The organism is Citrobacter sp. Cpo148, assembly GCF_030332375.1.
In the GTDB taxonomy this organism is placed as follows: domain Bacteria; phylum Pseudomonadota; class Gammaproteobacteria; order Enterobacterales; family Enterobacteriaceae; genus Citrobacter; species Citrobacter portucalensis.
Map to the genome: position 1 here is coordinate 172,886 of NZ_JAOWHY010000034.1, position 21,340 is coordinate 194,225.

General features: G+C 51.8%; 18 protein-coding genes. 9 read left to right on the plus strand and 9 right to left on the minus strand.

Going from position 1 to position 21,340, the window contains the following annotated elements:
• Positions 1–143: 143 nt before the first annotated feature.
• The 4 genes from mepS to OGY10_RS02680 form a co-directional block, all read right to left on the minus strand.
• Entirely contained in the window at positions 144–713 is a 570-nt protein-coding gene (gene mepS, locus OGY10_RS02665; RefSeq protein ID WP_003834567.1) for a bifunctional murein DD-endopeptidase/murein LD-carboxypeptidase, read from the minus strand.
• 413 nt (positions 714–1,126) lie between these two features.
• Positions 1,127–1,840, minus strand: a complete 714-nt coding sequence (locus OGY10_RS02670) for a phosphatase PAP2 family protein (RefSeq protein ID WP_191226992.1) — start codon at positions 1,838–1,840, stop codon at positions 1,127–1,129.
• A 33-nt stretch (positions 1,841–1,873) separates the two neighbouring features.
• The gene (locus tag OGY10_RS02675; RefSeq protein WP_003834563.1) at positions 1,874–2,860 is read right to left on the minus strand and encodes a CobW family GTP-binding protein; all 987 of its coding nucleotides are present in this window, start codon (positions 2,858–2,860) and stop codon (positions 1,874–1,876) included.
• A 119-nt stretch (positions 2,861–2,979) separates the two neighbouring features.
• Positions 2,980–4,446, minus strand: coding sequence for a mannitol dehydrogenase family protein (locus OGY10_RS02680; RefSeq protein ID WP_286576177.1), 1,467 nt, complete (start codon positions 4,444–4,446; stop codon positions 2,980–2,982).
• A 202-nt stretch (positions 4,447–4,648) separates the two neighbouring features.
• On the opposite strand from OGY10_RS02680, the gene uxuA reads away from it, so the two are divergent.
• Positions 4,649–5,839, plus strand: a complete 1,191-nt coding sequence (gene uxuA / locus OGY10_RS02685; RefSeq protein WP_032944021.1) for a mannonate dehydratase — start codon at positions 4,649–4,651, stop codon at positions 5,837–5,839.
• A gap of 45 nt (positions 5,840–5,884) precedes the next feature.
• On the opposite strand, the gene pdxR is transcribed toward uxuA, so the two are convergent.
• Complete coding sequence (gene pdxR, locus OGY10_RS02690; RefSeq protein ID WP_208743986.1) at positions 5,885–7,357, minus strand: MocR-like pyridoxine biosynthesis transcription factor PdxR; 1,473 nt, start codon at positions 7,355–7,357, stop codon at positions 5,885–5,887.
• 165 nt (positions 7,358–7,522) lie between these two features.
• Between pdxR and torC the strand changes: the two genes are divergently transcribed.
• The 3 genes from torC to torD are packed head-to-tail and all read left to right on the plus strand — an operon-like array spanning position 7,523 to position 11,786.
• Complete coding sequence (gene torC, locus OGY10_RS02695) at positions 7,523–8,656, plus strand: pentaheme c-type cytochrome TorC (protein WP_020996672.1); 1,134 nt, start codon at positions 7,523–7,525, stop codon at positions 8,654–8,656.
• Between the two features lie 9 nt (positions 8,657–8,665).
• Entirely contained in the window at positions 8,666–11,164 is a 2,499-nt protein-coding gene (gene torA, locus OGY10_RS02700; RefSeq protein ID WP_286576180.1) for a trimethylamine-N-oxide reductase TorA, read from the plus strand.
• Complete coding sequence (gene torD, locus OGY10_RS02705) at positions 11,154–11,786, plus strand: molecular chaperone TorD (RefSeq protein WP_286576182.1); 633 nt, start codon at positions 11,154–11,156, stop codon at positions 11,784–11,786. The genes torA and torD overlap by 11 nt, the downstream gene beginning before the upstream one ends.
• A 715-nt stretch (positions 11,787–12,501) precedes the next feature.
• Here the strand turns inward: torD and yeiP are convergent.
• Positions 12,502–13,074, minus strand: coding sequence for an elongation factor P-like protein YeiP (gene yeiP / locus OGY10_RS02710; protein WP_003027452.1), 573 nt, complete (start codon positions 13,072–13,074; stop codon positions 12,502–12,504).
• 157 nt (positions 13,075–13,231) lie between these two features.
• Between yeiP and OGY10_RS02715 the strand changes: the two genes are divergently transcribed.
• Positions 13,232–13,486, plus strand: coding sequence for a YkgJ family cysteine cluster protein (locus OGY10_RS02715; protein ID WP_008785278.1), 255 nt, complete (start codon positions 13,232–13,234; stop codon positions 13,484–13,486).
• Here OGY10_RS02715 and setB read toward each other — a convergent pair.
• Positions 13,483–14,664 (minus strand): sugar efflux transporter SetB, encoded by a 1,182-nt coding sequence (gene setB, locus OGY10_RS02720; protein WP_286576183.1) that lies wholly within the window; start codon positions 14,662–14,664, stop codon positions 13,483–13,485. The two genes, OGY10_RS02715 and setB, sit on opposite strands and share 4 nt — an antisense overlap.
• A gap of 368 nt (positions 14,665–15,032) precedes the next feature.
• Here setB and fruB point away from each other — a divergent pair, with 368 nt between their 5' ends.
• From fruB to fruA, 3 genes are read left to right on the plus strand one after another with little or no spacing between them, the layout of a single operon-like run.
• A complete protein-coding gene (fruB, locus tag OGY10_RS02725) occupies positions 15,033–16,163 on the plus strand; it encodes a fused PTS fructose transporter subunit IIA/HPr protein (RefSeq protein WP_008785275.1) in 1,131 nt (376 codons plus the stop codon).
• A complete protein-coding gene (gene fruK, locus OGY10_RS02730) occupies positions 16,163–17,101 on the plus strand; it encodes a 1-phosphofructokinase (protein WP_003834544.1) in 939 nt (312 codons plus the stop codon). Before fruB ends, fruK begins: the two co-directional genes overlap by 1 nt.
• 16 nt (positions 17,102–17,117) lie before the next feature.
• Positions 17,118–18,806, plus strand: a complete 1,689-nt coding sequence (fruA, locus tag OGY10_RS02735) for a PTS fructose transporter subunit IIBC (RefSeq protein ID WP_048215908.1) — start codon at positions 17,118–17,120, stop codon at positions 18,804–18,806.
• A 106-nt stretch (positions 18,807–18,912) separates the two neighbouring features.
• Here the strand turns inward: fruA and OGY10_RS02740 are convergent, their stop codons facing one another.
• Positions 18,913–20,211 carry an anaerobic C4-dicarboxylate transporter gene (locus tag OGY10_RS02740; protein ID WP_191226999.1) on the minus strand — a complete coding sequence of 433 codons (1,299 nt, stop codon included), beginning with the start codon at positions 20,209–20,211 and terminating at the stop codon, positions 18,913–18,915.
• Positions 20,212–20,286: 75 nt separating this feature from the next.
• Positions 20,287–21,006 carry a cysteate racemase gene (cuyB, locus tag OGY10_RS02745; RefSeq protein WP_020996671.1) on the minus strand — a complete coding sequence of 240 codons (720 nt, stop codon included), beginning with the start codon at positions 21,004–21,006 and terminating at the stop codon, positions 20,287–20,289.
• Positions 21,007–21,103: 97 nt separating this feature from the next.
• Between cuyB and OGY10_RS02750 the strand changes: the two genes are divergently transcribed.
• Positions 21,104–21,316 carry a hypothetical protein gene (locus OGY10_RS02750; RefSeq protein WP_286576189.1) on the plus strand — a complete coding sequence of 71 codons (213 nt, stop codon included), beginning with the start codon at positions 21,104–21,106 and terminating at the stop codon, positions 21,314–21,316.
• Positions 21,317–21,340: the final 24 nt, after the last annotated feature.

Sequence of the window (21,340 nt, forward strand, 5' to 3'; positions counted from 1 at the left end):
CCGCTTACTCTGTATGAATATAACCTGAAATGACTCATGTTGTGAGATTTTTCTTAGTCGCAGGGTGAAACAAAAAAGCACCGCCGAAGCAGTGCTTTTGGAATGTCTCATCAGGATAGCCAAGGGATAGCTGCCAAACGAAACTAACTGCGGCTCAGAACCCGGCGAGCTTCGTTGTAACGTTTTTTCCAGTAAGGCTCGTTCATGCTGGAAATGATAACGCCACTGCTGGTCGAGGCATGTACAAACTGGTTGTTACCGATATAAATACCGACGTGACGGCCAGTAGAACCAGCACGGAACAGAACCAGATCGCCTGTGCGCAGATTAGTGCGCGAAACGGATTTTCCCGTTTCCTGTTGTTCATAGGTTGAGCGCGGAAGCTCTAAACCAAATTGCTCGCGGAATGTACGCTGCACGAAGCTTGAGCAATCAATACCTTTTTTGGTGCTGCCGCCAAGGCGGTAACGCACGCCTTTCCAGTCAGCATACTGGTCCATAATACGTGATTTAACATCGATATTACGTACCATATTTTCAAATTCATCCTGAGAGGCTTGCAGTGAAGAGTTATCTCCATTGCCCACAGCATGCGTCTCAGAATGCATATTCTTGGCGGTGTTCGTTGTGCTACATGCAGAAAGCAGAACCGCAACTGCTATCGCGGGTATGCCCCGCAAGATATATCTCAAAATCGGTTGAGATTTGACCATTTTGTTTGTTTTCCCTTGAAGTCCTTAACGATAAATATCGTTATAAAAAATGCCAAACGTGACGAGACTAATTACCATCGCACGATGAGACAATTCCTTAAGGTCAAATCTGTGGCAGAACGCACAAATTTATTCTGAAAGGGAATAATTATCCCGCGAGGCAAAACGAGTTCGAGATTACCCGATCGTTCCGGTCAATGCGAGTGATTTTACGTGATTTCTTATAAGAAAAATTGATACAGAAAGTGAATAAACGGCATTGTCTAAATTAAGAACAATCAGGGTAAAAAATACGCAACCCACTCATTTTAAACATGAATAAGATGACAGGAGAATGACAATCAGAATGATGAAATATTGCCCGGCATCATCAGGGAATCAGAAGTATCCCTGATGATGTTAATTACTCTGCGTTATTTGTTTAAAAATTGTTTGTTTTTGCCGGGTAGATAATTCACGAACAGAGTGACTAATCGGTCGCTTAATGGCGTCATTAGCCACCAGGGAAGGCCAATCAAGACCACCGTCATGGAACCAACCACGATATCAGTGAGCCAATGAGCGCCAATCATTACGCGCGGGAAGGCAAAAACCACAGCAATAATAAGGCCGATTATTCCTGCGACTTTTCCGAAATAACGCAGCATAAATGCGGAAAAAATAAGCAGCATCATGCCGTGATCGCCAGGAAAACTGTCTTTCGACGCATCTTTGGTCGGAATATGCAGCAGTTCGCTGACGCGATAAATATTATCCAGCATAAGCGTGGGGCTGGCGCGTTTAACGGGAATAAGCGCCTGGCCCAGCTGATTTAATACCACTGCGGTGAGCAGCATAACCAAACCAATCGCCACAATGCGTCGGCGACCTTCCGACGTCTCTTTGAGCCAAAAGTGCAGCATCAATGCGCCCATAGCCAGCAATGAGCAGCCATCAAATGCCCGATTATTGGTAATAGCAACAACCGATAAGAACAGCGGGCTTTCCACCAGTTTATGATTAAAGAAGCGGAAGACGCCCGTATCGAGTGAAGACCAGAACCCATGCCCGGCTGGAATATACCAGGACAGAAACAGTGCCAGACCCGCAATATTAAGCAGGAGGATTAAAGGGTATCGGGTTTTCATCGTCGTTTACCATTGCTAAAAACGAAGGCAACCTTACGCGCTAGCGTCTAAACGAAGTCTCAACAACGCGCTCTGTAACGCATTCCAGTCAGTCTCGGTATCGGCGATGAGTTCAATACGGCTATCCGGTGGCGCGACGTTTTGCGTCTCTATATGCCAGTCGTCTCCCTGGCGGTTAATGCGTACCAGTCCTTCTTTAATACGCATTACCCCCTTTACGCGTCCAACAGGAGCAAGACGCGACCATTCCAGCAGACCGATGGTATCGAACACTGTATCGGCGTCAAAAATCCAACCGCAGGCCTGATGGCCCTGACCGCTGTTCAGGCTACGACGCCAACGCTGCTGTGCGGGTAAGCTCAACGCTGCCAGCCCCTTTTTGTTGGCATGGCTATGGGCGTGCTCCGCGCTTGCAGGAAGCTCCGCCAGGTTTAGTCGGGGCAAATCCAATAGCTGACCGTCAATTTGCCCATGGTCGGCATGAACTAACTGGCGATTACCACCGTAGTGTTGCCACCAGCTTTGTAGGGCGTTTTCGCTTTCCGTCGTGGCACGGTCGGTTTTGTTGGCAACAATGATATCAGCGGCGGCCAGCTGATCGCGGAAATTGTCATTGGCGACGCTTTTCTCATCCAGTAACAGGCGAGGATCAAGGATACAGAGGGTTGCGCGCAGATCGATCCACGGCTCATAAACCGGTGCGGTGAGTAAATCCAGAATCTGTTTGGGATGCCCGAGGCCGGTGGGTTCAATCAGCAGGCGGTCGGGTTTTCCCTGACGCAGCAGCGTATTGAGGCCAACCTGCATTGGCAGACCGTTAACACAGCACATACAGCCGCCGGGGATCTCTTTTAGCAGCGCACCGCTGTCGGCCAGCAACGCGCCATCAATGCCAACTTCACCAAACTCATTAACCAGCACGGCCCACTTCTCAGCAGGATCTTTGTTTGCCAATAAATGAAGAATAGAGGTGGTTTTGCCACTGCCGAGAAAACCGGTGATGAGATTGGTTTTAGTCACATTTACTCCAGAATCATAAATTACCGTAATGGCATTTAACAATCCTGGCGAAAAACGGGGAAAAAGAGAAGGGGTGAGAGGACGAAGAGGCGCTTCGTCCTGCTTAATGGCAGAAATCGTTAACTTTTTAACGTCTCAATGACAGCCTGATGCGCACCGTATTGGGCAATGCGTTGCCAGGCCTGCTGAATGGCCGCGACAAACTGCGGATTCTGTACGAGATCGGTGGCGAAAATCTCGCGCAGCGAAAGCAGGGCGTTGACGCGTTCTGACTCTGTGCTCTGTTTAACCAGAGCGGCAATTTTTTCACTCAACGGGTCACGAACATCAATAGCGGTGCCTGAATCATCCACGCCGCTCACATAACGCATCCAGCCCGCGACGCCGAGCGCCAGCAGTGGCCACTCGCTTTGGCGGGCTAAATGTACGCGGATCCCTTCCAACATGCGCTGGGGTAATTTCTGGCTACCGTCCATCGCGATTTGCCAGGTTTTATGTTTCAACGCTGGGTTGGCAAAACGCTCCAACAGGCTTAGGGCATACTGGTCTAAATCAACATCGGTAATTTGCAGCGTAGGTGCCTGTTCGTTGAGCATCAGGCGGTAAGCGGCTTCACGAAATGCGCTGTCCTGCATACAGTCGCTGATGTGCTGGAACCCGGCCAGATAGCCGAGATAAGCGAGAAACGAATGACTGCCGTTCAGCATCCGCAGTTTCATTTGTTCCCACGGCAACACATTTTCGACCATCTGGACGCCCGCCGTTTCCCATTGTGGGCGGCCACACACAAAATTATCTTCAATCACCCACTGGATAAACGGTTCGCAGCTGATTGCGCAAGGATCGGCAACCCCCAGCTCGCGGGCAATTTCGGCCAGTGACTCTTCAGTGGCGGCAGGGACAATGCGGTCGACCATGGTGCCTGGGAAACTGACATGTTCCTGAATCCAGGTTGCCAGTTCTGGTGAACGTTTCTCCGCCATTCCAAGGACGGCGTTTTTTACCACATGACCATTGTCCGGGATGTTATCGCAAGAGAGGACGGTAAACGGCTGTAGCCCGCGTTCACGTCGGCGGTGTAGGGCTTCAACAATAATTCCGGGGGCAGAGTGCGGTTCAGTCGGTGTTTGCAGATCGTGAGCAATACGTGGATTACTGAGGTCTAACGAACCTGTCGCCGGATCGATGCAGTAGCCTTTTTCTGTGATGGTTAGCGAGACAATAGCCACCTGAGGTTCGCAGAATTTTTCGATAATGGCTGCCAGCGAATCCAGCCTGGCGTTGAGACATTCGTTGACGGCACCGATAACAATTGGCTGGTTGCCGTTGGCCCCTTTTTCCAGCACGGTAAATAAATGATCCTGTTCGCGCAGTTGGCTCATCAGTCGATCGCCGCTGAACAGACTGATCTCACAAATACCCCAGTCTCCACCCTGCGCATTCAGCACCCTGTCGGTTAGTAACGCCTGATGGGCGCGGTGAAAAGCACCGAAACCAAAATGCACAATCCGCGTTTTTAATTGCTGGCGGTCGTATTGCGGCATCATGACATTTTCCGTCAGTGGCGCTGAGGCAATAGTTTTCATTTAATACACCTGATTAACCATAAATTAACAATGGCAGTATAAAGTTATATGACAACAAATTGAATTGGTGTGCCTCATTTATCCGGGGAATGTGAGCTTGATCAACCAATCATCGGCAATGTGTTGATCAGTTGACGGATGCCTGTATGGTAGTCGTCATTAAGATGATTTAATTTGGTATAACAACTTGTGAGGTGAAACAATGGAACAAACCTGGCGTTGGTACGGACCTAACGATCCGGTATCGCTTGATGATGTGCGTCAGGCTGGCGCAACGGGTGTTGTGACCGCCTTGCACCATATTCCAAACGGTGAAGTGTGGCCGGTAGAAGAAATTCAGCAGCGTCAGGCCATTCTGGCTGAAAAAGGGCTGACCTGGTCGGTAGTGGAAAGTATCCCTGTCCACGAAGATATCAAAACGCGTTCAGGTCAATATCAAACGTGGATTGCCAACTATCAGCAGAGTATCCGTAATCTGGCGACCTGTGGTATCGATACGGTGTGCTATAACTTCATGCCGATCCTCGACTGGACGCGTACCGACCTCGAATATCAACTGCCGGATGGTTCCAAAGCGCTGCGTTTTGACCAGATTGCTTTTGCGGCCTTTGAACTTCACATTCTGCAACGCCCGGGAGCTGAAGCGGATTATACCGCCGAAGAACAACGCCAGGCGATGGACTACTTCAATGCCATGAGTGATGCAGAAATTGAAAAACTGACCCGCAATATCATTGCTGGCCTGCCTGGTGCAGAAGAGGGCTATACGCTGGATCAGTTCCGTGCGCGTCTCGCTGAATACGACGGCATCAGCAAGGACGATCTGCGCGATAATATGGCGGTATTCCTGCGGGCGATTGTGCCAGTGGCAGAAGAAGTCGGCGTGCGTCTGGCCGTGCATCCTGACGATCCGCCGCGCCCGATCCTCGGCCTGCCGCGTATCGTTTCGACTATCGAAGATATGCAGTGGCTGAAAGAAACGGTCGATAGCATTAATAATGGTTTCACCATGTGCACCGGTTCTTACGGCGTGCGCGCTGATAACGATCTGGTGAAAATGATCGAAACCTTTGGCGATCGAATCCACTTCACGCACCTGCGCTCAACCTGTCGTGAAGATAACCCGAAAACCTTCCATGAAGGTGCGCACCTGCAGGGCGATGTGGATATGGTATCGGTGGTGGCTGCCATTTTGAGCGAAGAGCAGCGGCGTAAAAAAGCGGGCGACCTGCGTCCTATCCCGATGCGTCCGGATCATGGACACCAGATGCTTGACGATCTGCACAAGAAAACCAACCCGGGCTACTCTGCGATTGGCCGCCTGAAAGGCCTGGCAGAAGTCCGTGGCGTTGAGCTGGCGCTGAAACAAACGCAGTTCCGCGATCTGCTGTAAGTCTAACAACAGGGATTGCGCGACAGGCGCGATCCCTGTTTTTCATCAAGGCTGCGCGAGCGCCTGCTCCAGCACTGTCAGCACTTTATTGATCTGCTGTATCTGCAATCCACCAAATCCAAAAAACATAACAGCATCGCTGTTCTCTTTGCGCCATGCGGCTTCTGATCCATTTTCTATATCCGGCAGAGTGTCGAAACGGATCCCGGCCAACAGGCAGCATTGTTGCAACCTGGTGATGAATTCTGCGTGTCTGGCAATGCGTAACGAGAGGTGCAGACCTGCCGTTGCGCCAGCGATTTTCCCTTCGGGAAACAGAGTGGAAAGGCCATCGCGTAACAGGGTGAGGCGCGTCGCATAGCTGCAGGCCAGCTTGCTGATATGCGTATAAAACACCTGATTTTGCATCAGTTCGGCCAAAAATTGCTGCAACAACCACTGGCTGCCGTTGTTATTGAGCGCTTTCATATTCTGTACCACCGGAAGCAGTTCATCAGGGCAAATAAGATAGCCAAGCCGTGCGCCTGGCCCCAGCGTTTTAGAAAATGTCCCCAAGTAGATAACCCGGTTGTGATAATCCATGGCTTTCAGCGCGGGAAGGGGATTTTCCCCATAGGTAAAAACGGCATCGTAATCATCTTCAATGATGTAAGCGCCGACGCGTTGCGCCCACGTTAATAATGACTGACGGCGCTCCAGTGAAAGCACGCTTCCCATCGGATACTGATGCGCTGGAGTAACATAACAAAGCTGGGTTTCATACTCGGGTAAATTATCTGTTTGCAGCCCGTGGTTATCTACGGCAATTGACGTAATGTCTGCACCGTAATAATTAAAAAGATGCCATGCGCCAGAATAACAAGGGGATTCCGTCACAATATGGCACTTTTTTTGCTGACTGACAGCATGATGAATAATAAATATTTGGCTGAGCAGTGATAATCCTTCCTGAATCCCGTTGGTAATGATGATGTTCTCTGCTCGGGTATTAATTCCGCGGGATAAATTAAGGTATCTGACCAATTGCTCACGCAGTGAAAATAATCCACTTGGTGAATGGTATCGGGTAAATAATTGTTCTTTAAGTATGCTTGGAGCATTATTCCATTTCCGCCAACTTGACCAGGGAAAAGCGTTGGGATCGGGGACGCCCATCCGACAGTAGCACTCTCGTCCAGGCTCGGCGTAAACATCGGTTGAGACTCCGGCAGCTTTAGGTTTTGTCGGCGGAGAACCCTGGGTAACGGGCACATGCGTTGGTGTTATACGTACAGGCGTGGTGAATATCACTTCATAGCCAATGCCGTGTCGGCTCTTGATTAACCCTGCAGCCATAAGCTTATCATAGGCCATCACTACCGTTATTTTGGCTACGTTCAATACCTGAGCCTGCTCGCGAATAGAGGGAAGCTTATCGCCACAAAGCAAATCTCCCCGCTGAATAGCCTGGAAATAAAATTGAAAAATTTGCAATTGCAGCGGAGTGCGGAGTTCTCTATTGAGCGTTAATGTAAGCATGAGGAATTCCTTATTAATATATAGCCACTATATTACGAATTTCTCGTTTTTACTATTTGATACACCTCATGGAGTAGTGGCTGTTCCTATAACTTGCTATCGCTGTCTCTATTTTTGATTTTTATTATCCCTTAGCGTGTCGCTATTAAAAAAATGGAGGCAAGCATGTCGTGGATAAGAAAGAACGCATTGTGGTGCGTATTGGCTGGGGCGGTGGCAATGGCCCTGGCTATTTGGGGAACGTGGCAAGGCGTTCATTACACCAGTACCACCGAATTTTGTTTATCGTGTCACTCGATGCGCACGGCTGGAGAGGAATATAAAACCAGCGTGCATTTTCGTAACGCATCTGGCGTGCGGGCTGAGTGTAAGGATTGTCATATCCCCCCGGGCGTTGTTCCAACGCTTATTCGTAAAACTGAAGCCTTAAACGACCTCTATCACACCTTTATTTCTCCTTCTATCGATACTCCTGAAAAGTTTGCTGCCAAACGTCCGGAGCTGGCCCAGCGGGAGTGGGCGCGCATGAGCGCGAATAATTCAGCGGCGTGTAAATCCTGCCATAGCTATGAGGCAATGGATCATGGCAAGCAATCGGCAAACGCGGCGGCGCAAATGACCGCAGCGGCAGCAAAAGACAGTAACTGTATCGATTGTCACAAAGGAATAGCCCATCACAAACCCGATATGAGCAGCGGTTTTCGCGATCGCTATAAGCAGCTACAGCGTCAGGGAGATACGCCAACGGATGCGACCACGCAGTTCTCATTAAGCGAAAAATCACTGGCGGCAACGGCAGGGAGTCCGGTCGGGAAGGCGCTGTTATTTCCTGCTACCGAGGTCAAGGTGCTGAAAAAAGAAGGCAGTAACGTGCAGCTCGAAATCACGGGCTGGCGAGAAAGCAAAGGGCGTGGACGGGTGATCACCCAGTATATGGGGAAACGCGTTTTCTCCGCCGTTCTCGATGAGCCCCTGATGGCGAACGTAAAAGTGCTACACACCCAGGTCGATCCTGACTCACATCAGGAATGGCAGCAGGTGAGCGTCACCGCCTGGACCACCGATCAGGACTTTATCAACACGCTTGCGCCAATCTGGGAATACTCAGATCAAATGCTGCAATCCACCTGTAGCGCCTGTCATAGCACTCCTCCTACAACCCGATATACCGCTAACGGCTGGATCGCCGGACTGAAAGCCATGTCGACCTATTACCGGCTTAATCCGGTGGAGGAACGTACGTTGTTGAAATACCTCCAGACCCACGCCAGCGATGTGTCTGAAACCAACAAAAAGTAAGGATAATGTATGGATATTCATGACTTTAATCCGTCCCGCCGCCGTTTTCTCAACGGAATGCTGGCGGTGGGGGCTGCCAGTGCACTGGCGCCTAATCCGCTGATATCAAAAGTGTGGGCGGCGGGGGAAAATCCCGAACAGTGGATCCAATCTGGTTCGCACTATGGCGCTTTTGAAGCCAAAGTGGTCAACGGTGAGTGGACCGAAACCCGTCCGTTCAAACATGACAAATACCCCTGCGATATGCTGAACGCGGTGCGTGAAGTGGTCTACAACCCGTCGCGGGTGCGCTACCCGATGGTGCGTCTGGACTGGCTGCGTAAGCGTGAGAAGTCAGATCGCAGTCAGCGCGGAGATAACCGTTTTGTACGGGTCAGTTGGGATCAGGCGCTGGATCTGTTTTACGAAGAGCTGGAGAGGGTGCAAAAAACCTATGGCTCATCAGGCGTATTTACCGGGCTTGCCGACTGGCAAATGGTGGGCAAATACCATAAAGCGGGCGGGGCGATGGATCGGGGGCTTGGCCTGCATGGTAGCTATGTGACAACCGTCGGCGACTATTCTGCGGCAGCGGCACAAGTCATTTTACCGCATGTGATTGGTTCGCTGGAAGTTTATGAGCAGCAGACGTCGCTTCCGCTAGTGATTCAAAACAGCAATACCATCGTGCTGTGGGGCTGCGATCCGATCAAGAACCTGCAGATCGAGTTTTTGGTTCCCGATCACGATGCGTTTGGCTACTGGCAGCAGATTAAAGAGGCGGTAGCGCAGGGTAAGATGCGCGTTATCAGTGTTGATCCGGTGCGTAGCAAGTCGCAAAACTATCTTGGCTGCGAGCAGTTGGCGTTGCGGCCACAAACCGATGTCGCGTTAATGCTGGCGCTGGCGCATACCTTGTACGAAGAAAAACTGTACGACACGGCGTTTATTACCGATTACACCGTCGGTTTTGAGCAGTTTTTGCCGTATTTGCTGGGCGAAACCGATAAACAGCCGAAAAATGCCGAATGGGCGGCCGAAATCTGCGGCCTGACGGCAGAGCAGATCCGAGACTTCGCCCGTCTGTTGGTGAAAGGCCGGACACAGTTTATGGGCGGTTGGTGCGTACAACGCATGCACCATGGTGAGCAGTATCCGTGGATGCTGGTGGTGCTGGCCAGCATGGTCGGTCAAGTTGGTTTTCCCGGCGGCGGGGTAGGATTTGGCTGGCACTACAACGGCGGTGGTACGGTAACATCCGCCGGGCCTGTGCTTTCTGGACTGGGAGGGATCACGAATCCCCCGCAGGCAAAGTACAACGCGGATTTTCGCGGCGTATCGGAGCATATCCCCACTTCGCGTATCGTTGACTGCCTGCTTGAGCCGGGCAAAAAGGTTGCCTTTAACGGCGAGACGTTAACCTGGCCTGACATCAAAATGGCGATCTACAGCGCGGCAAATCCATTTCATGCGCAGCAGGACAGGAATCGCATGATCGACGCGTGGAAGAAGCTGGAAACCGTTGTGGTGTTGGATCACCAATGGACCGCGTCGTGCCGTTTTGCCGATATTGTCCTGCCCGTTACCACCCGCTTTGAACGTAACGATATTGAGCAGTTCGGTACGCATTCGAATAAAGGGTTGATGGCGTTGCATCAGATCGTCAAACCGCAATATGAAGCGCGACATGATTTTGATGTATTTGCCGGGCTGTGTAAGCGCTTTGACAAGGAAGCGGTGTACCGTGAAAACCGTGATGAAATGCAGTGGATACAGGCGCTTTATGACGAAGGCGTGAAGATGGGGGCATCGCTCGGCGTCTCATTACCGGATTTCACAACGTTCTGGCAGGGTGACGGATATATTGAATATCCGCCGGGTCAGCCGTGGGTACGTCACGGTGAGTTTCGCGACCAGCCAGACCTGAATCCGCTGGGAACGCCGTCAGGTCTGATTGAAATCTACAGCAAAACCATCGCGGGCTTTGCCTATGAGGATTGTCCGGGGCATCCGGTGTGGATGGAACCCTTTGAGCGTACCCATAGCGGCAAAAAAGATAAATACCCGCTGCATCTGCAATCCTGCCATCCGGACAAACGTCTGCATTCCCAACTGTGCTCTAGCGAGGCGTTTCGCAACACCTATGCGGTTGCCGGAAGAGAACCGCTTTATATCAGTGAACAGGATGCCACCGCTCGTGGCTTAAAAGCCGGTGATATCGCCCGCGTTTTTAACGCTCGTGGTCAGGTACTGGCTGGCGTAATTGTCAGTCCGGATTTTTCCCCTGGCGTGGTCCGTATTCATGAAGGTGCATGGTACTCCCCGCAGGAAGGGGGGAAAGCCGGGACATTATGCACCTATGGCGACCCGAACGTGCTGAGCGCGGATATCGGTACTTCACAGCTGGCCCAGGGGCCTTCAGCGCATACCGTGCTGGTGGAGGTCGAGCGTTATCAGCAGAAAGCCCCGCAGGTGACGGCATTCGGTGGTCCGCAGATTGTGAAAGAGGAGGGGACCAGTGCAGCATAAGCAAATTCATCAGCAGCGGGCAGCTGTGTACCAGTGGTTTTCGCAACTGTTATTTCGTGAGCTGGATGAAAAACAGCTTGCCAGTCTGGAAAACGGCGATAGCCAGGCTTGGATTGCCTCACTGGCGGCGGTTCCTGGAGTGTCTGCCGAGGTTAAACGTTTTGAGCGTAGCCTGGGCCGGGTTTTGCGGCGCGACTCCCGACAGCTGGAGCTGGCAGCAGATTTTGCCTCGCTGTTTCTGCTGGCCCCGCCGGCTAGTGTTTCTCCCTATGCAGGGCACTATCCACACACGACAGCGGCAGAAGAACGTCGGCAAATGAATGTGCTGCTGATTGAGCAAGGTCTGGCAGCGCGAGAGAATGAACCCTCCGATCATATTGTTGTGCAGTTGGCATTAATGGCGAGGATGGTTGCTAAAGAGGAGAGGCTATCGGAGCAATATTACTTTTTGCATCATCATATTCTGTGCTGGGCACCGTTATTTCGCGACGCTTGTCTGGTGCGGGATAACGAGGCGTTTTATCCTCAGGCGGTGAATCTGATAGTGCGTTTTATGCAAGAGGATGAACAGTATCTGGAGTCATTGCTGATGGATGATTTTTATTTCAGCAGCCAGCGCTGAAAATGAAAAAAGGGACAGCCTGCGTTGTAATGCCAGTCAGTTAAGCATTATGGAGCATATTTTATTGCGGCATAGGGTTCCGTTCACCTCAGCGGAGTCATTTCTCTGAAGCGCAGATACCCGTGAACGTGCAAGGGAGGCTCACCGCCGCCTCCCTTGCAACCCTGGCTCCCGGCAGGAAAATCGTCGCGATGCGATTCATTCGGCTCATGCCGTCTGCCTGTCGGGTCGGGGCCGAGCCTGCGTCCCTGCAGGCCGTCCCCTCTGCCCGCATCCCTGCGGGCAGACCCGGTCAGCCGTCAACGCCTCATCGATTTTCAGCCGGACCGGGGTCATCGCTTCAACTCTCTGATTTCCAGTTAAATCTGTTTTGCTGTTTAAACAAAAAAAGTAGATGGTCAGGTGTGGCTGGTCCGACTGAAAATTGCCGACGTGTTTCCGTAAGGCCGGGAGAACCCGCAGGGATGCGGGTTCAGGGCGCGCTTTGCAGGGACGCTACCTCGCGCCCGGCCCGATAGCCTGAAGGAAAAAGCGGAGGGTATTGCGTAGCAACAATTTTCCCGCCGGGAGCCTGGATTGTTAAGGGTACGGCGATAGTACCCTTAACACGTTCACAGGCAGTATCGTTTCAGAGAAGTGATATCACTAAAGTGAACGGAACATTTTGCCAGAGACAACATGTCATTATCTTTGGTTCACCTGTAACGACAGGAGCTTAATCTGCACGGCCCATATAGCGACGTTCTTCGATATGAATGCGGATTTTTTCACCCGCACTCAGATACTCAGGAACCTGGATCACCAGACCGGTGCTCAGGGTTGCTGGCTTGTTGCGCGCACTCGCTGAAGCACCTTTAATCCCCGGTGAAGTTTCAACGATTTCCAGGTCTACGGTCTGCGGCAGTTCAAGCGCCAGCAGTTGGCCGTCCCAGGTCAGTACCTGCATGTCCGGCATACCGCCTTCCGGCATGAACAGCAGCTCTTCTTCAATCTGGTCTTTGGTGAAGGTATACGGGGTATAGTCTTCTTTATCCATAAAGATGTATTCGTTGCCATCGACGTAGGAGAAATCAACGCCACGACGGCTCAGAGTGACGGTATCCACGATATCGTCACCTTTGAAGCGCTCTTCAACTTTCAGACCGGTACGCACATCAGAAAAACGCATTTTGTACAGCGTGGCAGCACCACGTGCAGACGGTGATTGAATATCGATATCTTTTACAATCAGCAGTTTGCCGTTGTAGTTCAGTACCATACCTTTTTTAATTTCGTTCGCTCTTGGCATCGAAAAAATCCTGTAGTGAGGAGTGTCTAAAATATCGCGTAAAACTACTCGCGCCGGGGCATTCAGGCAAGCGGAATTCATGCTTTTGCTGGTGCAAAAAAGGTGGTACTGTGCCCTTCCCGCACAATCCGATGGTTTACGATAAAGAGAGTACTGTATGGAATGCCGTCCGGATTGTGGTGCATGCTGCACCGCGCCTTCAATCTCCAGTCCCATCCCCGGTATGCCTGATGGCAAGCCCGCTAATACGCCCTGCGTTCAGTTGGATGAATCCCTGCGTTGCAAAATTTTTGCGTCGCCGCTACGACCAAAGGTGTGCGGCGGTTTACAGCCCAGTGCGGAAATGTGTGGGCGGACGACGCACCAGGCCATGGTTTATCTCATTGAGCTTGAAGCGCTAACCGCGCCTTAAACGTCCTTGATGCGCACCAGGCACGCGACGGTGGCGACGATCATCACCAGTGCAAACCAGAACACCGCGTGATAGTTCCAAATTTCAGCGGCAATCCCCGCCAGCGATCCGGCAATAATCCAGCCCACGCGAATGGTATTCGTATAGAGGGTGGTGGCTGAACCCGCCTGTCCCGGCATCAGGTCCTGGAAATAGAGCATACCAATCCCGCCGAGAATTCCGATGTAAATCGCGTTCAGCAGCTGTAAGCCAAGCAATATCGCCGGAGAGTGAGCCAGCAGCATACCGGCATAAAAGAAGAATCCGGCAACCACGGCAATTCTCATCAACAGACGTTTACCCAGACGCTTTGCAAAATAGCCAGCAATCAACATGGTTGGGATTTCCAGTCCGGCTGCGGTGCCCATCATGATGCCCGCCAGTTTTTCCGGCAGATGCAGTTCGTTGATGATAAACAGCGGCATATTAATGATATAGAGACTATTGGTTCCCCACATTAATGTGCAGATAACAAACAGCAGCAACGTGTCGCGTCGATTGCGGCGCGGGGCCTCAACTGCGCCTGTCGCGAGAGGCACGTTTTTACTCATTGAGGGTAAAAACAGCCAGACAATTACGCCGCAGACAACAAACGCCACCGCCGCGCTGAGATACATCACCGTAAAGCTGAATCCCATGGCCAGCGCGTAGGCCAGCGGCGGGCCAATTACCCAGGCTAGCGAAACCTGCGCACGTAATATTGAGCTGAACATGACGGCTTCCCGACCTGTGCGGTCGGCGTGTTCACGGGCGAGAGCAAACATTTGCGGGTTGGCGGTCGATCCAAAGCTGCTGAGGAATACCCCGACAAACAGCAAGATAAAATAATTACGGTTCCAGGCGAACAGCACGCAGGCCAGCATCCCCAGCACGCAGCAAAACACAATCAGGTTCTTGCGATCGCCTTTTCTATCTGAACGTCCGGCCAGAAACTGACTTACCAGAATACCGATCACAGCGCTTCCGGTAAAAAAGAACCCAACCATGCCGGGACGGGCGTGGACTTCATCCGTCAGAAAAAGGCTGAGCGTTGGCGTCTGCAACGCACCGGCGATACCCGTCAGAAATGCGACAAGCAGGAACGCCGAAGACGTTAAATCAAACGCCTTGGGTGTGGCGGCTACGGGGGTGTTATGCATGTTTTGATATCAATGATGTGAAGAGACGCGGAGTTTACGCCGCTTGTCAGAAAATAAACAGGGAGCCAAATCAAAATCGGCATCAAAAATCAAAATAGCATTTCAGTCAAAGAATGCTGTTTGCTGACGTTGCTGAATCTGACAAGCTGACGGCGTTTTTGCGTCAGCATTTTTTTCTCCTCCGCAGAGAAAATGTGCGTTATCTCTAAATTCAGCAAGTATTTTGTCAACTTTACTTGTGTGCTGAAGAAAAAAGAGCAAGACTTCTTGAAACGTTTCAGCGTCATCTTGCCTTAACTGATGGAGTCGGGTGACGCCTTTTTTCTCATGTTGGCTGAATCGTTTCAATTCAGCGGGAGAGGAGAATCATGTTCCAGTTATCTGTTCAGGATATTCACCCGGGCGAACAGGCCGGGAATAAAGAAGAGGCTATTCGCCAGGTTGCCGCTGCCTTAGTGCAGGCGGGTAACGTCGCGGAAGGCTACGTCGATGGCATGCTGGCGCGCGAACAACAGACGTCCACGTTCCTCGGCAACGGTATTGCGATTCCTCACGGTACGACGGACACGCGCGATCAGGTACTGAAAACCGGTGTGCAGGTATTTCAGTTTCCGCAAGGCGTGACCTGGGGCGAAGGGCAGGTTGCTTATGTGGCAATCGGCATCGCCGCAAGCTCTGATGAACACCTCGGTTTACTGCGTCAGCTGACACACGTGCTGAGCGACGACTCCGTCGCTGAACAGCTGAAATCTGTGACCACGGCGGAAGAACTGCGTGCGCTGCTGATGGGTGAAAAGCAAAGTGAACAGCTGAAGCTTGATAACGAAACGCTGTCGCTGGATGTCGTGGCCAACTCGCTGGTGACGCTGCAGGCACTCAACGCGGCACGGCTGAAAGAAGTCGGTGCGGTTGACGCCACCTTTGTGGCCAGAGCAATCAATGAGCAGCCGATGAATCTTGGTCAGGGGATCTGGCTGAATGACTGTGCTGAAGGTAACGTGCGTAGCGCCGTTGCGGTCAGCCGTGCAGCAACAGCGTTCGATGTACAAGGTGAAGCGGCAGCCCTGCTGGTGACCGTCGCCATGAATGACGATCAACCGGTTGCGGTGCTGAAGCGCCTTGGCGATCTGCTGCTGAATAATAAAGCTGACCGTTTGTTGAAAGCTGATGCGGCAACGGTGCTGGCGCTGCTGACCAGCGATGATGCCTTAACTGATGATGTACTGAGCGCCGAATTTATTGTGCGCAATGAGCATGGTTTACATGCCCGCCCGGGCACCATGCTGGTGAATACGATTAAACAATTTAACAGTGAAATTACCGTGACAAATCTTGATGGAACCGGCAAGCCGGCGAATGGACGCAGTCTGATGAAAGTTGTGGCGTTAGGCGTGAAGAAAGGACATCACCTGCGCTTTACTGCACAGGGCGACGATGCTGAACAGGCGCTGAAGGCGATTGGCGAAGCCATCGCGGCAGGTCTTGGGGAGGGCGCGTAATGAGCAGACGTGTTGCTACTATCACCCTTAACCCGGCCTACGACCTGGTGGGCTTCTGCCCAGAAATTGAACGCGGTGAAGTGAACTTGGTTAAAACCACCGGTCTGCATGCGGCAGGGAAAGGGATCAACGTCGCTAAGGTTTTGAAGGATTTAGGTATCGATGTCACTGTGGGTGGCTTCCTGGGTAAAGACAACCAGGATGGTTTTCAGCAGTTGTTCAGCGAGCTGGGCATTGCCAACCGTTTTCAGGTCGTGCAGGGCCGTACCCGTATTAACGTCAAGCTGACCGAAAAAGACGGTGAAGTATCTGACTTCAACTTCTCTGGTTTTGAAGTTACCCCGGCTGACTGGGAACGCTTTGTGAATGATTCGCTGAGCTGGCTGGGCCAGTTCGACATGGTGTGCGTCAGCGGCAGTTTGCCAACCGGCGTGAGCCCGGAAGCCTTCACCGACTGGATGACGCGCCTGCGTAGTCAGTGTCCTTGCATTATCTTTGATAGTAGTCGTGAAGCGTTGGTAGCAGGTCTGAAAGCGGCACCATGGCTGGTGAAGCCAAACCGTCGCGAACTGGAAATCTGGGCCGGTCGTAAGCTGCCGGAAATGAAAGATGTGATTGAAGCGGCGCATGCGCTGCGTGAACAGGGGATCGCTCATGTGGTGATTTCACTCGGCGCAGAAGGTGCGCTGTGGGTTAACGCCTCAGGTGAGTGGATTGCTAAACCGCCGTCAGTTGAGGTGGTCAGCACCGTCGGCGCAGGTGATTCAATGGTTGGCGGTCTGATTTACGGTCTGCTGATGCGTGAGTCCAGCGAACATACCCTGCGTCTGGCGACGGCTGTTGCCGCCCTGGCGGTAAGCCAAAGTAATGTAGGCATTACCGATCGTCCTCAGTTGGCCGCAATGATGGCGCGTGTCGACTTAAAACCGTTTAACTGACAGCAGGAGAGGCATAATGAAAACGCTGCTGATTATTGACGCTAATCTCGGCCAGGCTCGCGCTTACATGGCGAAAACCCTGCTTGGAGCGGCGGCACAGAAAGCACATCTGGAAATTATTGATAATCCGAATGATGCCGAACTGGCAATTGTTCTGGGCGATACGCTTCCTGCCGACAGTTCGCTGAACGGCAAAAAAGTCTGGCTGGGCGACATTGGTCGTGCGGTTGCGCATCCTGAACTCTTCCTCAGCGAAGCTAAAGGCCATGCAAAACCCTACAGCGCCCCGGTTGCAACAGCACCTGTGGCCAGCAGTGGTCCAAAACGCGTGGTGGCGGTGACGGCGTGTCCGACCGGTGTTGCTCATACGTTTATGGCCGCTGAAGCGATTGAAACTGAAGCGAAAAAACGTGGCTGGTGGGTGAAGGTTGAAACCCGAGGTTCTGTTGGTGCAGGTAATGCCATTACGCCGGAAGAAGTGGCTCAGGCTGATCTGGTGATTGTGGCCGCTGACATTGAAGTTGATCTGGCGAAGTTTGCCGGCAAACCGATGTACCGCACCTCTACCGGTCTTGCGTTGAAGAAAACCAAGCAGGAGTTGGACAAAGCGCTGGAAGAAGCAACACCGTACCAGCCAACCGGTAAAGCGCAGACTTCAGCAACCGAAAGTAAGAAAGAGAGCGCGGGGGCGTATCGTCACCTGCTGACGGGTGTCTCTTACATGCTGCCGATGGTGGTTGCTGGCGGTCTGTGTATTGCACTCTCGTTCGCTTTTGGTATCGAAGCGTTTAAAGAGCAGGGGACGCTGGCGGCGGCGCTGATGCAGATTGGCGGTGGTTCAGCCTTCGCGCTGATGGTGCCGGTACTGGCAGGTTATATCGCGTTTTCCATCGCTGACCGTCCGGGTCTGACGCCGGGTCTTATCGGCGGTATGCTGGCGGTAAGCACCGGTTCCGGCTTTATTGGCGGGATTATTGCTGGTTTCCTTGCCGGTTATGTGGCGAAGCTTATCAGCACGAAGCTGAAACTCCCGCAGAGTATGGAAGCGCTGAAACCGATCCTGATCATTCCGCTGTTCTCAAGCCTGGTGGTTGGTCTGGCCATGATTTACCTGATCGGCAAACCGGTGGCGGGTATTCTGGAAGGTTTGACTCACTGGCTGCAAACCATGGGTACGGCCAATGCGGTGCTGCTTGGCGCGATTCTTGGTGGCATGATGTGTACCGACATGGGTGGTCCGGTTAACAAGGCGGCGTATGCTTTCGGTGTGGGTCTGCTGAGTACGCAAACTTATGCGCCGATGGCGGCCATCATGGCTGCGGGTATGGTACCTCCGCTGGCTCTGGGTCTGGCAACGCTGGTTGCGCGTCGTAAGTTCGACAAAGCGCAGCAGGAAGGCGGCAAAGCTGCCCTGGTACTGGGCCTGTGCTTTATCACCGAAGGGGCAATCCCGTTCGCTGCCCGTGACCCAATGCGCGTTCTGCCTTGCTGTATCGTTGGTGGTGCGATTACCGGGGCTATCTCGATGGCGGTGGGTGCGAAGCTGATGGCGCCACACGGCGGGCTGTTTGTCCTGTTAATCCCAGGCGCAATCACGCCGGTGTTGGGATACCTGCTGGCAATTATTGCTGGTACGCTGGTAGCCGGTCTCTCCTACGCGGTGCTGAAGCGCCCGGAAGCTGAGGTTGTGGCAAAGGCGGCCTGATTTAACGTCAATACCAGGGGCAGAGAATTCTCTGCCCCTTTTTTATGCATTTACCTACACCGTTGCAGCATCGCCACAATAATCCATCCAGCCTTAATAAAACGGGTCAGGCAATCATTGGCGCGATGATAAAACCAAAGGCAACGCCAGCAATGATCCCACCCAGACCTGGCAGCATAAACGGATGGTTTAAGACATACTTGCCCACGCGCGTTGTCCCTGTGGTGTCGAACTCCATTGCCGCCAGCGAAGTCGGGTATGTTGGTAGAACAAACACCCCGGTTACCGCCACATAGGAGGCCAGAATTGCCCATGTAGGCACGCCGAGCGCAACGGCCAGAGGGATGATCAGCGGCGTGGTGGCGCCTTGCGAGTAAAGAAGCGCGCAGGTACCAAACAACACCAGTGCCAACAGCATGGGGTAAGCCCGTAGAATATCGCCTGCGATATCCTTAATCTCCGCTAAGTGGGCATCAATGAAGGTCGTTCCCAGTGTAACAATCCCGAGAATGACCGCCAGTGAACTCATCCCCGATCGAAACGTGGATGTCAGGACAATAGCATCGGTTGATGTTTTGCATAACACCACCATCAGGCAAGCGGCAGCCAGCATACAGATAATGATGATATCCCGGGTATTCATTGGGTTGCCTGCATCGAATCCAGGGCGTAGCTGCGGGCAGGCGGCAAGAATAACGATGACGACCGTTGCCAGCATAAACAGGGCGACTGAGAGTTTGGCACCCGGCGTGGTGCTGTTTTGCCCTTCATATTTACGCACTAATCCTTTTTGCAGGCGTTCCAGATAGACTTCATCATCCTGTAGCTCGCATCCCTGACGTGAGGCGATAAAAGCGGCAACCATCGCGGCGACAAAAGAAGCTGGCAGACATACAACCATGACCTGAATAAAAGTGATACCGTTGCCTTCCATAATGGTCAGCATAGCCGCCATTGCGGCACTGATCGGCGAACCGGATATCGCCACCTGGGAGGCGACTACGGATCCGGCGAGCGTACGAGAAGGGCGGATACCGGACTCTTTGGCGACTTCGGCAATCACTGGCAGGGTAGAAAATACAATGAACCCTGTTCCGGCCATAATGGTCATAGACCAGGTGATAATCGGTGCAATAATATTGATATATTTAGGGTTACGCCGCATGAAATTACCGGCAACGCGAACCAGATAATCCATACCTCCTGCGGCCTGTAGCGCCGATGCTGCCACGACAACTGTCATAATAATGAGGATAACATCAACGGGTGGCGAGCCAATTTGCAGATCAAATCCCAACGTTAAAATAGCCAGCCCCAGACCACCGCATAAACCGATACCTATTCCGCCGAGGCGGATACCAAAAAATATTGCACCCAACACGACGATAATTTCTAACCAAACCATAATGGCCTCCGCCAGAGAATAATTTGTTATTAAAATAAGTGGTTGTTTAATGCTTTATTAATCTGGTGACGGCTGTTATTGCGCCAGAAGATGATGTTTGCCAACTCGTTTTTCGTACCATTTAATACCGGCGCGAACTAATGATCCGGTTGAGTCAATATATTTATCTGGAGACTTTCTGACTGCGTCGGCAAGAATGACGGGGACTTCAGTACATCCCAGTACAATGATTTGTGCGCCGCGTGAGAAGAGCACTTCAGCCTGTTCATTCATCAGCGTTTGTGCCCGCTTAAGGTCGCCGGCTTTTAAGCAATAAATACTTTCCATGACCTTTTCCTGACCGGATGAATCAGGACTGATGCAGGTTAAACCAAGAGATTCTATGCCTTTTTGGTAGAGTCCCATGTAAAGGGTGGCGTTAGTAGCAAGTAAACCGATACGTGATTTTCCGCAGTTTTTGACCTCATTCATGGTTGTTTCAACGATACTGAGTAACTCTGTATGACAGCACTCTTTTAATTCATTAAACCAAAAGTGGGCGGTATTACAGGGGATCACAATACACTCCGCACCAGCATCTTCCAGTTTGTGCATATAATCACGCATTGCCGGAAGTGGAGAATGACCATGATGCATTAACGCATCAGTTCGGTCTGGAATATCAGGGATGGATGAAATAATTAATGGGATATGTTCCTGATCGCGTTGCGCTGCGGTAAAGGTGACGAATTTATTAAAAAGATCGACGGTTGCAGCAGGCCCCATACCACCAAGTACGCCAATTAAACCTTTCACGATATATACCTCTAATTTACCGATATTTAATATTCAGAGCTGGTGTCTATCTGGTGCTTATGTTTAACAGCAGAGTGTCGTGAGGAGAAATGCAATAATGTTTGGTTCAATGCATAAAACGCATGAGCGTGATGTCTTTTACCACCTCGGCAGGCCGGTAATCAGCCAGAGGCCCGTCATTCAGCGGTGGATGAGCGGTCGTGGTCGATGGGTAAAGAAACATGTTAATGTCAAAAACGAAGGTATTATGCAAAAAACGAATCACCAGATGCTGATGTTGAATATCATCTCCGGGAATATTCAGGCATGATGCTTAAGACTAATCGACATATTT

Coding starts and splice junctions, on each gene's coding strand:
- OGY10_RS02715 (WP_008785278.1), top strand. CDS start 13,232: ATGGAATGCCGTCCGGATTGTGGTGCATGCTGCACCGCGCCTTCAATC.
- torC (WP_020996672.1), top strand. CDS start 7,523: ATGTCGTGGATAAGAAAGAACGCATTGTGGTGCGTATTGGCTGGGGCG.
- fruA (WP_048215908.1), top strand. CDS start 17,118: ATGAAAACGCTGCTGATTATTGACGCTAATCTCGGCCAGGCTCGCGCT.
- OGY10_RS02680 (WP_286576177.1), bottom strand. CDS start 4,446: ATGAAAACTATTGCCTCAGCGCCACTGACGGAAAATGTCATGATGCCG.
- setB (WP_286576183.1), bottom strand. CDS start 14,664: ATGCATAACACCCCCGTAGCCGCCACACCCAAGGCGTTTGATTTAACG.
- mepS (WP_003834567.1), bottom strand. CDS start 713: ATGGTCAAATCTCAACCGATTTTGAGATATATCTTGCGGGGCATACCC.
- OGY10_RS02750 (WP_286576189.1), top strand. CDS start 21,104: ATGTTTGGTTCAATGCATAAAACGCATGAGCGTGATGTCTTTTACCAC.
- uxuA (WP_032944021.1), top strand. CDS start 4,649: ATGGAACAAACCTGGCGTTGGTACGGACCTAACGATCCGGTATCGCTT.
- OGY10_RS02670 (WP_191226992.1), bottom strand. CDS start 1,840: ATGAAAACCCGATACCCTTTAATCCTCCTGCTTAATATTGCGGGTCTG.
- yeiP (WP_003027452.1), bottom strand. CDS start 13,074: ATGCCAAGAGCGAACGAAATTAAAAAAGGTATGGTACTGAACTACAAC.
- fruB (WP_008785275.1), top strand. CDS start 15,033: ATGTTCCAGTTATCTGTTCAGGATATTCACCCGGGCGAACAGGCCGGG.
- fruK (WP_003834544.1), top strand. CDS start 16,163: ATGAGCAGACGTGTTGCTACTATCACCCTTAACCCGGCCTACGACCTG.
- OGY10_RS02740 (WP_191226999.1), bottom strand. CDS start 20,211: ATGGTTTGGTTAGAAATTATCGTCGTGTTGGGTGCAATATTTTTTGGT.
- torA (WP_286576180.1), top strand. CDS start 8,666: ATGGATATTCATGACTTTAATCCGTCCCGCCGCCGTTTTCTCAACGGA.
- pdxR (WP_208743986.1), bottom strand. CDS start 7,357: ATGCTTACATTAACGCTCAATAGAGAACTCCGCACTCCGCTGCAATTG.